This window comes from Pseudoalteromonas sp. NS-SX12, from assembly GCF_057367955.1.
The window spans coordinates 1,412,603-1,425,410 of record NZ_CM170635.1; the positions used below are offsets into that span (position 1 = coordinate 1,412,603).

The window sequence follows — 12,808 nt, forward strand, 5'->3', positions numbered from 1 at the left end:
AACGAGAAATAAAATTAGAGACAACAAATGATAACAGTAATTGTTTTCATTATAAATATGGGGAAGGTGTTTGATACGATAAGAGCATAATTATTTGTTGTTGCGTGTGGTGGTGATTGATGTAAAAGAACGTTTTTACTATGTAAATGGAGAGCACAAAGCTTCAGATGTTGAGATATTAGTTTTGGTTAATTTAATTGTGAGATGGTGAAGCGCAAATTCGGTAAGGCAATGGAAATGTGGAAGATTGTACGCGGCGTAAAGGGCGAGACGTCTAAAGCTTGGCTAAAATTAGCGGCGGTCAAGCATTAGACATCAATTCATTGTTACGCTTGTATATGCTTATGACTCAGTATTTCTTGTGAACTTGTACTCACAGGAAACAACTGCTGCACATAATCCACTAACAGCTAAAATACATAAAGAAGCAACTACTCCCCATACGGTAATCAAAATTGCTGGGCCATTACTCCTCTGAATGGTCAAAGTAGCTCCGTTAGCAAGCTCTGTTGTTCCCCCTGGTCCACCGAAAGTAAGATAAAGACCGACAAAAATTGTGCTTATAGCTAATACATAACTTAACAAACCGAGAAACCTAGATAAAATTAGCAAGCCTTTAAGATTTTCTGTTTTAATTTTTGAATATGGATAAAGTTTCATATTATTCCTTTAATTTGAATTAACTCTAATTTAGAGGTGTATATAGCGCTTCGTGTTAGCTAGTAAGGGGCTTAAATCGATAGTCTTTCAATCTTTTCTCGCAAATAACAAGCGCTTCTTTATTAAAAAACGAATGCCAAATTGGAATATCAATTATTAGCGCCTCGACGGTTAAATCTAAACGACCTAGTTGCCATAGAGCGGTATGACCGGAAGAATGAATTAAACGTTTAGCTGTTTCGATTCCACTATGCTCAAGACGCATCTTCAAGAAAAGAATTGCATCATAGTTCACTTCGGATAACGCATGCATATATACTCGCATCATCAAACTTTATTTCAAGATTACGCTGTCAATTTAGATATTCTTTACTAGCTAGCCGCTTTTTAATGGAACTTTATTAGGTCCACTAACTTATCAGGTCAAAGATAACCTTTAGTCACACTAACAAAGCTATAAAAATTCCAGCAAATCATACACTAATCAAAATACCGTTAAATCACAACAAGATGATTATGTTGTAGATCAATTAAATGGATTGAGGTTAGTTTTAGTTAACTCAAAGTAAAAAATATTTGACATGGAAAAGTGTTGGTTTATATTTGTTAATGTTAAATATTTTTAACTTCATGTAAGGAATAACAAACATGACTAAAAATGAGTTACGGGATTTTCTTAATTCGATTAGCTTTCGTGAGTTGACGCTAACGGTGGATTTAGTTGCAACACTTGGCATTTTATATTTCTATTTAACGCGTTTGATTGCTGCGACGCCTGAAATGCAAGCTGATGCTGGTTTTGTTTCAAGCTTATTGCTTAAGGCAATTGTATTTTCGATTGTGGTTGCTATTGCGAGCAGAGTATTACTGCAAGTGGTTAGCGACGGAGAGTTAGAGCAACCACTTGATGAACGTGAGAAGTTAATTGATTTGTTTGGTAATAAACATGCCTTGTGGGTGCTGCAAGCCGGTGTATGCATTGCTATTTTTCAGTACACTGCTGAAGCGCAAAATTGGCTGCCAGCTAAAGGGGACCAACTGCCATTTTTAGCGCTGCATATTATGGTTTTGTCGTTTATTGTGTCGGAGGCGGTTAACTATATAATGCAGCTTGTTAAAGGCCGAATGAGTGCAGTATATGGCTGATCTTCAAATTACTAATCAAATTAAAATGCTGCGTTTTATGAATAGCGAAATGACGCAAAAAGAATTAGCCGATCGTGTAGGCGTTACGCGCCAAACCATTATGGCAATTGAAGCTGCCAAGTATTCCCCCTCGCTTGAGGTCGCGTTTAAAATTGCTGCTGTGTTTGATTTGCCTTTAGAAAGCGTGTTTCAGTATCAGTAACAAGCGACTAAGTTGCGCATTAAATATGCAAATTAGTCATAATAAACACTGACATAAATTACGTTTTAGATTAGGATAAAAATAAAAAAATAAAGGCTAATCAAGCAATGGATTTCTTGTTTAATGGCAAATTCTGGCTCAGTGCCGTGTTTATTGCGGTACTTTTGGGTTTTGCATCACAATTACGCGCCGATGACCGACCTTGGTTAAGTTACCTTATTAATCCGTCGTTTTGGTTCTCTGGTGCGGTCGACGAAGACAAATCAGATTCTTATTATTATTCATACGATAAACAGCAAATTCGTTATTCGCCCATGGGGAATTGGTTTGAACTTGGCAATACCCTAATTGAAGGGGCTGATGTTGAGACATTTGAAGTACTGGCGCGCGATTTCGCTAAAGACAAAAACAATATTTATTACCAATCAGACGTGATCACCCGTTCAGTTGATTACATGACTTTTTCACTTATTAATGAGCTAATTGCGCGCGATAAAAACCACGTTTATGTGCCATCGCGATCTGTTGCTGAAAGTGCCTTAGCTGAGCAATCAGATTCCCCGTTGCATATCATTAGTGATGCAAATCCAGCTAGTTTTGAAATAATAAATGATGCTTGGACGAAAGATGATAAGCAGGCTTATTATTATTTTGTACCGCAAGCAGTTGATGTTGCATCGTTAGCGCTTTTAAATGAATACATAGTGAAAGATGCGCATTCGGTATTTATTAAACACGATGATCGTTTTATTAAAACCCAAGTTGCGGGCCTACATGTTAACGCACTCAATGAACAGTTTATTTATGACGAGCATAAGCTGTATTGGTTTGATGCCAGTTATCAGCAAAACGATAATGGCGATTCGCAATCTAGTGTATGGTTAGAGTCGGTTGCTTATCAAAATATCGATTCTTTTACGCAATTTAATGACGACTATTTTACCCTTGATGACAGCGTTTATTTTGGCAAAAACCGTGTAGCACACGCTGATGCTAAAACCTTTCAGATTATTAATAATGCCGGCTTTGCCAAAGATGCCAGTCAGGTGTTTTATCAACAACACCGCTTATCGAATGCCGATGCGCACAGTTATGCGTTATTGCTAGAGCACGGCAGTTACGGTCGTGATAATTCGCGTATTTACTACAAAAACCAATTACTTGGTGAAAAACAAACACCGTTAAAAGTGCTGAGTAATGATGATTATTTAGTAAGTGGTGGCAAGGTATTTTTTCAAGGTAAAGTAATAGACGGTGCCAATGCTGACTATTTCACCTTATTGGAACGCTTTGCAAGTTATGCAAGTGATGGTAATGCGGTTTATTTTCAAGATAAAAAAATTGAAGGCGTTGATTTAAATACTGTGGTTGTGATTAATCGTGATATGGCAATTCGCGACGCAAATTTTGTTTATTGGCATGGATCACGAGTTGAAGGTGCAGATGTGAACACCTTTATGCGAAGCCATCGCAATTACGAAAAATACGATGCAGAAGATAAACGCTATTTTTATAAAAATGGCATTCGCGTTGCGACAAGGAATGATTAGTTGCGCCTAGTGGGTTTACAACAGTAGAGTTTAACAGCCACTAAGCTACTAACTAAATACATGAAGATGTTGAACTTTTCATATTGGAGATGTTCTTATATTAAAAATAATAATAAGGATATAAATATGAAACGCCTGGTCTTTTTCGCATCTGCATTAGCGCTTACCGGCTGTACGGCCACTATTAAAGAATCACGCTTTATTGCACAAGATGATGAAAAAACGCTTTATAGCGATACCTTTATCAACACCTTGAATGCGCAAACACCGCGCCATAATGTCAACGTGATCTCAATCCCGTCAGAAGATAAAACCACTACCTTGTACGGCATTTTCTTAGATAATGAGAAAACACAAAACACAGTTTTGTATATTCCCGGCAATGGCATGAGCGTTGAAAAAGCGGCCACCAACGCCTTGCTTGAGCTTGCCGAATACGATTACGACATCGTGATATTTGACCGTCGCGGCTTAGGTGCGAGCGAAGGCACTGCCACAATCGCTAATTTAATCAGCGATGCTAATGTTACCTTCGACTATACCAAGCAATCCCTTAAAGCCGACAAAGTGATTGTGCACGGGTATTCACTTGGCAGCTTTATTGCTGCGCAACTTGCCAAAAATAAAACGGTCGATGGGTTAGTCATGCAAGGCTCGGCGACTAATGTGGATGATTGGGTAGACGAAGCGATGCCTTGGTATTCAAAAGTATTTGTTGATGTGCAAATTGATGATGCGTTTTACTCGGTTGATAATAAACAAGTACTTAGTGAAAACTATGTAGGGCCACTGCTTGTGATTGGTGGCGCTGATGATAAACAAACGCCTGCAATTTTGTCAGAGAAACTATTTAACGCAAGTACAAGTACTGAAAAGCAGCTGGTAATTGCAGAAAATGCCGGTCACGGCGAAATGTTCAAAAGTAAAAATGTGCAAGTTGCTTATCAAACCTTTCTTGCAAAATTTTAACCTGTAACTTTTAACCTGTAACTAAGCCCACTCAATAGCAAACGCAAAGTGGGCTTATATTCGTTAACAGCAAATTGACCACCCCAATTTATGACTATACTGAGTGAACGATTATTTTCTCAGGACTTGTTATGAACCATCTTAAATTCCCCGCGTCTAGCGTTACTCTTACGCTAAGCTGTAGTTTTGCCATTGTATTGTTAACTGGCTGTTCAAAGGCCGACCCCGTTCCCGTAACTGAATGTAAAGCAGTGGTAAGCCATGCAAAGCGTGTTTTAGGTGATAAAGCACCGAGCAGTTCACAAATGTTGAAGCAGTGTAAAGCAGCGAGCGATGATGCAAGAGGGTGTGTGATGGCGGCAGATAAGCCAATGAAATTATTAGATTGCGACTTTTAAGTGATCGCCACACCGTGTTGTTCAGTACCCACTTAAGTAAATTTAAAAACTAAGGGAAACCAATCATGATTACAACTTACGCAGCAAAAGAGCCCGGTGGCAAATTAGAAAAACATACGATTGAAGTAGGTGAATTAGGCGATCACGAGGTAGAAATTGAAGTTGAATATTGTGGCATTTGTCACTCTGATATTTCAATGATCGATAATGAATGGGGTTTTTCACAATACCCGCTTGTGGCGGGCCATGAAGTTGTTGGGCGTATTGTAGAAACTGGCAGTCACGTAAATAGTTTACAACAAGGCCAGTTAGTCGGCTTAGGCTGGCATTCAGACTATTGCCAAACCTGTTATTCGTGCAATACCGGTGATGAAAACTTATGCGCGGCGGCAACGCCTACGATAATGAGCCATGGCGGCTTTGCGAATAAAGTGCGAGCTAATGAAAAGGCTGTTGTTGCGCTACCGGATGGCATGGATGCGCAATCTGCGGGGCCGTTATTTTGTGGCGGTATTACTGTATTTAACCCATTGGTGCAATTTGATATAAAACCAACCGATAAGGTTGCGGTAATCGGCATTGGCGGCCTTGGGCATTTAGCGCTGCAATTTTTAAATGCATGGGGGTGTGAAGTTACCGCATTTACATCATCTGAGGCAAAATCAGACGAAGCAAAAAGCCTTGGTGCACACTATACGCTGAACTCGCGAGATAGCAGCGAAATTGAGGCCGCGGCAAATCAATTCGACTTCATGATTTCAACAGTTAATGTAAAGCTGGATTGGAATTTATACCTTTCAACATTAAAACCAAAAGGGCGCTTACACTTTGTAGGGGCTACATTAGAGCCGCTTGATTTAGGTGCGTTTGGTTTAATTGGCGGGCAAAAACAAGTATCAGGCTCACCTGTGGGCAGTCCGGCAACAATAGCCCAAATGCTGGAATTTGCGGTGCAGCACAATATTAAACCGCACATTGAAACCTTTAAAATGAGTGATGTGAACAATGCGTTGGCGCATTTAAAGTCGGGAAATGCGCGTTATCGTATTGTGCTTGAAAAAGATTAATTGGCTAGTAGGGTGTAAATACTTATTTAGCACGCAATACGTTTAAAAGTGATATGGTGCTACCATATCACTTTTAATTTTTGTAACACCGTTTTAATTTCAAGTACCGTTTTAATTAATCAGTTTAATACCAGCCGAAAACGCGTCTTTAATACCATTGTGATGGGGAATTGGTTACACTCTTTGGAATAACATAGCTTTATTAACCATCCATATTTATTCATGAATTACTTAATCTCAGTCACTATTTTGTGGGCATTTTCATTTAGCTTAATTGGTGTGTACTTGGCAGGACAAGTCGACGCTTGGTTTAGTGTGCTAATGCGTGTTGCGCTTGCCGCAGTGGTGTTTATACCGTTTTTAAACATTACCCGTATTGCTAAACCGCTCGCGCTTAAATTAATTGCTATCGGGGCGATTCAATTAGGCGCTATGTATGGCTTTTACTACCACAGTTTTTTGTATTTAAGTGTGCCTGAAGTACTGCTGTTTACGGTAATGACACCGCTTTATATCACGCTATTAAACGATGTTTTAGAAAAGCGCTTTAACGCCCAGTTTTCACTGGTAGCCATTATTGCCATTATTGGCGCGGTGGCGATTCGCTATCAGGGCATTGATGGCGATTTTGTGTTTGGCTTATGCTTAGTGCAAGGCGCTAATATTTGCTTTGCCAGCGGACAAGTATTTTATAAGCGTGTCATGAGCGAACAATCGCTTGATCATAAAACAGCATTTGCCTGGTTTTTTGTGGGTGCTTTAATTGTTGCGGCAACGTGCTTTGCCTTATTTGGCAATATTAATAAATTACCAACAACAGTTACGCAATGGGGCGTTTTAACTTATTTAGGATTAATCGCCTCGGGCTTTGGTTACTTTGCATGGAACAAAGGCGCAGTAGCGGTTGATGTAGGCACACTTGCGGTAATGAATAATGTGCTTATTCCGGCGGGTATTGTTGTAAATTTAGTGATTTGGAATCGCGATGCCGATTTACTTCGTTTATCGCTTGGCGGGGCAATTATGCTATTGGCACTTTGGCTAAATCGGGTTTTTACAAAACGTTTAGCACATTCACAATAATGGTATTTTAAGTACATAAAAAAGGCGCTTATTGGCGCCTTATTTAATTTAATTACTGATTAAAACAGGTAGTTAATACCTAAATTAACCGTAGCGCCTTTGCCTTTCACATTGTAGCCACTGCCTGTGTAAGACTGAGAGCGAGCAGGGTAGTAATCGTTATTAAGTAAGTTTTCTACACCGCCATATACTTTGAAATCTTGGCTTATTTGGTATGAAGTGCTCAGGTTAACAACATTGTAGCTACTTACCGGACCATTGGTGCCTGTGTATACGTCACCTACTTTTTCAAAACGGTCACGGCTGCCAACATGCATCATGGTAAGTGATGCGTGCCAGTCATTTGTGATGGTGACATCGGCATAAGCGGCAAATTTAGGCGGGTTAATTGTACTGCCGTTAAGGTATTCATCGGTATCGGTGTTTTTACCTTCTAACCAGCTGTAGTTAACACCGAGTGTAAGGGGATCGCTTGGTTTTGCTTCAAGTGCCGCTTCAAAACCGTAGATCTCTTGCGGCGAGCGCACGCTTTCGTATTTGCCTGTTGCTGCATCTTCTACAAGGCTGGTACCGATATTTGATTTACTGATGAAAGTGGCAAACTGATAGTTGAAAATGCCGTAGTAGCCGTCAAAACCAATTTCATAGTTTTTAATGATTGACGCATCTGTATCAATTTTATTGATGCTTGGTGCAGATGCGGTGCGTAAGGTACGTCCTAAATCTGTCACATCAAAGCCTTCAGAATAACTTACAAATGGCATAAAGGTGTCAAACGCGTTGTAACGTAAACCAAGGTTGTAGGTTGTTGCGCTGTATTCAATATCGCCGCCAGCGACATTGACTACGTCGCTACAAGTTTTGCGACACACCATAAGAGTTTGAAAATCATTCACCGATACATCAATTTCTTCATGGCGAAGACCCGCTTTTACTACCCAATCATCATTAATTACGAACTTTGATTGTAAATAAAGCGCGGCGTTATCCATGTCCATTTCAGGCGTCCAATCACGACCATCTACCATGGTTTGCGCTGTCACATCGTTGAGTAAATCGATACCGTAAGTGAAGCTGGCCGCAGTGTTATCAAAATCAACTGTAGTATTAAAGTTTGCACGAATACCGGTTTTTTCAGACTCAATCATAGACTGACCGCCCGCTAAACCTAGCTCAGGATCACGGAATTTAGTGCTGTAGAAAAACACATTTTCAAGTTTCTGCCAGTAAACATCACCGGTAAACAAGGTATCGGTAAAGATTTCAGCGTGCTCGTATTGTAACTTTAAGTTGTGGTTACCACGCGGCCCTTGCGGATCGCCCGGCGCTTTGATTCCGCTGGTGTTTTTCTCAGCGTAGCTTTTTTCGCCGTCGTTAACGGTTTTGTTGATGCTGATATAGTCGGTTTCTTGCTGACCTTCAAAATAGTTGTAAGTAAGCGACAGCGCACTTTGATCGGTTAGGTCGTAGCCGATTTTAGTAAATGCATTTTTTGATTCAAAGCCAGACATACCATAAAGCAAACCAAGCGGGTCGCCGTCGGCGTCTTTAATAATGCCGTTATCTTCATAAGCGACATTGGCAACAAAACTTAACTTATCGTTACGACCATCCAGCGTTACATCGGCACGTTTGCCTAAGCTGTCGTCGAAGTCGGTTGCGGAAAAATTAGTTGCAAGATTAAGTTTACCGTTAAAGCCGTCTTTGCTGTCGGCATTTTTAGTAATGTAGTTGATGATACCGCCCGCAGCACCGTTACCATAAATTGAGGTAGCACCTTTAATCACTTCAACGCGTTCAATAACACTAGGGTCAAGAGAGCGAATTGCTAAACGACCATTTCTAAGAGGAGTAGATTGCGGTAAACCATCAATTAATACAAGCGCACTACGGCCACGTAAGTTTTGACCTGAACTGCTGTTAGTGCCAGTGTTTGGCCCCATACCTGGTACCTGAATGGCTAAAATGCTTTGCAATTCATTGGTTACTTCCATGTTTCTTAGTAGTGCTTGCTGATCAACGATCACTACCGATGCTGTTACTTCATCTAAACGTTCTTCAACACGGCTGCCCGTTACGATAATGCGTTCCATATCTTTGGCTTGCTGCTCGGCGTTGGGTGCGTCGGCAAATACGGCACTAGAAACAAAGAGTGCGGTTAGGCTGAGGGAGGTTTTTAACATGGTTTATCCGATACTTGAGTAAAAAATTAGTGCGGATGTTAATGATAATAACTATTAATTGCAATACGTTATGGGTCTGTTGAGTTGCATTTATTGTTCTTTGGCGTAGCTCCGTTGTTTTTTAGAGCAAACTTAACACCGCATCCACCAATAAAAGCTTTGCCTACAGGGACGTAGGTAAGGAGCGTGAGCAGGACGCGGAAGCTTTGCCTACAGGGACGTAGGTAAGGAGCGTGAGCAGGACGCGGAAGCTTTGCCTACAGGGATGTAGGTAAGGGGCGTGAGCAGGACGATAGAACGATGCTTTAACAAGATTTCCCCACCTACTTGTTGAATAAGTTACTGCACGTTAGCACCAGTTTTTGAATGCTTAGTACTAAGGTGTTTGCTTTTTGTGCAAGTCGTGGCATGTTATAAATTATTAGACTAACGCACGGCTGTATTTTTATATTCATTTACAATAAAATACTGAAAAATTCATAGAAACTCCGTTTTTATTAGTTCTTTTGTATTGTTTTTAGGGGTCGAGTTACGTTCAATGAGGTTTTTTTCAGTTACAGCCTTATTAACCACGGTATTTTTCGCGATTTGGTGCATAACGGTATTCGTTATTTTCCGGTTTGATCAGCCGGTTTTGGCACAATTTGGCTATACACTGTTTGCGGGATTTTCTGCGGCAGCATACTTAGCAAAAAGTACCAAACTAAAACAAGCCTTTGCATGTATTTCTCTGGCGAGCATGGTGCTTGTTGGTTCGCTTTTTCAGCTCGATATTGAGGTTATTGAAGAAGTTTACATTCTGATCCCGCTGCTTTATGTGATGACGTTTCCCGGTTCACTGTTTCCTATCTTAGCGGCGTTTTTATTGTTAACCGCTTATATTCCTTCTTTTAGCAGTGCAATATTTGCAGATGTACTTGAAGATGCCGCTGAACTGATATTTATTACGATTTTTGCAACGATTATGGCGTTTTTTCAAAAACGATCTCGCGATCAAATGAAGTTGTTCCGTAAAGAAAGCTACACCGACTACCTCACCGGATTGTCTAATCGTAAACACTTTTTAGAAACACTCGCGCGTTGCATCAGTCAATGTGAACACAATCAACAGTTAAACTTTGCCCTGTTAGTGGTTGATTTAGATGGCTTTAAAAACTTAAATGACCGCATCGGTCACATCGCCGGGGATTCTGCACTTAAACTTGTAGCGAATCGATTTGCTACATTAGCTAATGATGATTATCGCGTTTTTCGAACAGGCGGTGACGAGTTTGCCTTTATTTGTCTGCCGAAAGAGGATGTAAAGCCTTACGCAACATCACTTGCGCAGCAAATTATTGCGCAAAGTAAATCGCGTTATGTGTGTAAAGAAAAGAAATACACGCTAAGCGCAAGTATCGGCATCGCGATTATGCCAAATGATGCGCAAGATTCAGAAACGCTCTGTTCGTATACCGACTTGGCGATGTATAAAGCCAAACGAGAGGGTAAAAATACCTATTATTTTTACCAACCTTCACTTAGCGAAAGCGCTACACGCCGTTACACGCTAGAAACGGACCTTAAAAGTGCAATACAAAATGGCCAAATGTCACTCTATTATCAGCCTAAAGTATGCGCAAAAAACAGCGTGATTATGTCGGCAGAAGCATTATTGCGTTGGCACCATCCGTCATTGGGTTTTATCAGTCCTTGCGAGTTTATTCCAATTGCAGAGCAAACAGGCCAAATAATCGCAATTGGTAATTGGGTGATTAAAGAAGCCAGCATACAAGCGTTAAAGTGGCAACAGGTCGCACATTTTGAACGTATTGCGGTTAATGTATCGGCCATTCAACTGGCACAAGATGATTTTATAGAGCAAACGCTTGCAACATTAAACGAAACAGGCTGCCCGCCATCACTTATTGAAATTGAGCAAACTGAAAGTGCACTGATGGACAATATGCAAGAAAATATTCAAGTTCTTAGCGCATTAAAGCAGGCTGGTTTTACACTTTCTCTTGATGACTTTGGTACGGCTTACTCTTCATTAAGTCAACTAAGTCAGTTACCGATCGACGTACTTAAAATTGATAAAAGCTTTGTTGATAACTGCGCCACTTGTGAAAGAGCGCATATGGTGGTTAAAACCATTATTCAATTAGCCAATAACTTAGGTATGCACACCATTGCAGAAGGCGTAGAAACACAGGCACAGTTAGATGTGCTAAACAGCGAAGGTTGCTATATGTATCAGGGATATTATTTTGCTAAACCTTTGCCACAAAATGAATTTGAACAGATGCTTGAAAGCCAATCCTTGGCGCGAGTAGGTACTCACTAATCTAGGCCTTTTGGCGTGCTAAACGTTTAGCTTTTTATTAATTAAGTAAAAAGCACGGCAAATAAAAAGCTGTGTTTCCCTATCCCAAATTATGTTTACTCGAGACTTTAGTTGCGTCTAATAATTTAGAAAACTCATTACTTGAGCCAAGCAGTGATTCTTTAATTTCGCGCCATTCATGGCGATGATGACCAAATTGGTCTTGCCATAAGGCAATCGTTGGCTGATCTGGCTTAAACACGGTGCAGCCGCGCTTTATAAACTCTTGTTCACAGCTTGATTCGATATGACTGATATTACTTAGCTGAGATAAAAAGGTTTTTTCAGCGGCATCGTTCACAGCTAAACGCAGCGTTCGCGGTAAGGTGTTAAGCCATTTTTGACTGACTACGTTGACCCAGGTATCTGGCACAGAATTAAGTTGCGTAATGGTGGCGATTTCGTCACGTAAATTATTTGGACCTGCATACAGGCCAACTATACCGGGGTCGAGCACGTGAAACTTGCCTACGCGTGCCATTGCTGCCACGTTTGCCCAATTAACTTCAACAATATGTGCATCGGTCATGCTGTAAAAGTGTTTAAGTACCTTACTTGCAGGTATGCGCAGGACTTTATTTTTAAGGTCGGTAGGGACCTTAATAACTGTGTTTGTGCGTTTTGTGGTACTGAGTGTGCGCCCGCCTGTAATGTAGTGATATAAAATAGCTAATTTGCCTTGCTTTACTATTTTTTCAATGACGTTTTGCTGCCAGTATGGTGAGCTGATGAGATTTAACAAGGCTTGATTGTCACCTGCCCAAAACGGAATGTTTAAGATATCTAGAAGTGGTAACGCGCGCGATAAATTAGCAACCGAAATAAGTGCTGCATCAACGCGTCCCCGCGATACCGCAGCCATAAGATCGGTGCCAATACCCATAGCCCCTTGTCCTTGAATATCAACATATATCTTGCCTTGTGACAGGGCTTGAATATTACGTTTAAACTCGATGTGTAAATGTGGAACGAATGAGGCATCTGAGGTGTGATAGGGCGATGCGAATACTAAGGTGTGATCACTGCGCTGTTTAATTTCGTTGTCTTGTGCCAAATCGTCGGTATTTGGCAGCGCTGTTGCTGCGTTTAAATAGCCAACCTGAAAAAGCGAGCTTGCAACAAGCGCGCTCGACGATTTGATAAAATAACGACGTGATATTGGCATACTTCAAGTTTAGCCAAGTT

12 protein-coding genes are annotated in these 12,808 nt (G+C 40.7%); 8 read left to right on the plus strand and 4 right to left on the minus strand.

The features are described 5' to 3' along the window. Nucleotides 1-342: 342 nt before the first annotated feature. Both AC2IOM_RS20690 and AC2IOM_RS20695 read right to left on the minus strand, forming a co-directional pair. The gene (locus AC2IOM_RS20690; protein WP_486360017.1) at nt 343-660 is read right to left on the minus strand and encodes a hypothetical protein; all 318 of its coding nucleotides are present in this window, start codon (nt 658-660) and stop codon (nt 343-345) included. Nucleotides 661-715: 55 nt separating this feature from the next. Beyond that, nucleotides 716-973: a hypothetical protein gene (locus AC2IOM_RS20695; RefSeq protein ID WP_486360018.1), complete on the minus strand. Its 258-nt coding sequence runs from the start codon at nt 971-973 to the stop codon at nt 716-718. Between the two features lie 335 nt (nt 974-1,308). On the opposite strand from AC2IOM_RS20695, the gene AC2IOM_RS20700 reads away from it, so the two are divergent. The 7 genes from AC2IOM_RS20700 (at nt 1,309) to AC2IOM_RS20730 (ending at nt 7,075) form a co-directional block, all read left to right on the plus strand. Next, a complete protein-coding gene (locus AC2IOM_RS20700) occupies nt 1,309-1,806 on the plus strand; it encodes a hypothetical protein (protein WP_486360019.1) in 498 nt (165 codons plus the stop codon). After that, on the plus strand, nt 1,799-2,008 hold the full coding sequence (locus AC2IOM_RS20705; protein ID WP_486360020.1) for a helix-turn-helix transcriptional regulator: 210 nt from the start codon (nt 1,799-1,801) through the stop codon (nt 2,006-2,008). The genes AC2IOM_RS20700 and AC2IOM_RS20705 overlap by 8 nt, the downstream gene beginning before the upstream one ends. A gap of 107 nt (nt 2,009-2,115) precedes the next feature. After that, nucleotides 2,116-3,558: a DKNYY domain-containing protein gene (locus AC2IOM_RS20710; RefSeq protein WP_486360021.1), complete on the plus strand. Its 1,443-nt coding sequence runs from the start codon at nt 2,116-2,118 to the stop codon at nt 3,556-3,558. Between the two features lie 126 nt (nt 3,559-3,684). Next, nucleotides 3,685-4,527, plus strand: a complete 843-nt coding sequence (locus tag AC2IOM_RS20715) for an alpha/beta hydrolase (protein ID WP_486360022.1) — start codon at nt 3,685-3,687, stop codon at nt 4,525-4,527. A gap of 131 nt (nt 4,528-4,658) precedes the next feature. After that, nucleotides 4,659-4,925 (plus strand): hypothetical protein, encoded by a 267-nt coding sequence (locus tag AC2IOM_RS20720; RefSeq protein ID WP_138628351.1) that lies wholly within the window; start codon nt 4,659-4,661, stop codon nt 4,923-4,925. A gap of 65 nt (nt 4,926-4,990) precedes the next feature. After that, nucleotides 4,991-5,992 carry an NADPH-dependent aldehyde reductase Ahr gene (ahr, locus tag AC2IOM_RS20725; protein WP_486360023.1) on the plus strand — a complete coding sequence of 334 codons (1,002 nt, stop codon included), beginning with the start codon at nt 4,991-4,993 and terminating at the stop codon, nt 5,990-5,992. A gap of 222 nt (nt 5,993-6,214) precedes the next feature. Then, entirely contained in the window at nt 6,215-7,075 is an 861-nt protein-coding gene (locus AC2IOM_RS20730) for an EamA family transporter (RefSeq protein WP_486360024.1), read from the plus strand. 59 nt (nt 7,076-7,134) lie between these two features. On the opposite strand, the gene AC2IOM_RS20735 is transcribed toward AC2IOM_RS20730, so the two are convergent. Then, nucleotides 7,135-9,258 (minus strand): TonB-dependent receptor, encoded by a 2,124-nt coding sequence (locus tag AC2IOM_RS20735; protein WP_486360025.1) that lies wholly within the window; start codon nt 9,256-9,258, stop codon nt 7,135-7,137. A 538-nt stretch (nt 9,259-9,796) separates the two neighbouring features. On the opposite strand from AC2IOM_RS20735, the gene AC2IOM_RS20740 reads away from it, so the two are divergent. Further along, the gene (locus tag AC2IOM_RS20740; RefSeq protein ID WP_486360026.1) at nt 9,797-11,584 is read left to right on the plus strand and encodes a putative bifunctional diguanylate cyclase/phosphodiesterase; all 1,788 of its coding nucleotides are present in this window, start codon (nt 9,797-9,799) and stop codon (nt 11,582-11,584) included. A 79-nt stretch (nt 11,585-11,663) separates the two neighbouring features. Here AC2IOM_RS20740 and AC2IOM_RS20745 read toward each other — a convergent pair whose 3' ends face one another. After that, nucleotides 11,664-12,788: a TRAP transporter substrate-binding protein gene (locus AC2IOM_RS20745; protein ID WP_486360027.1), complete on the minus strand. Its 1,125-nt coding sequence runs from the start codon at nt 12,786-12,788 to the stop codon at nt 11,664-11,666. Nucleotides 12,789-12,808 lie beyond the last annotated feature (20 nt).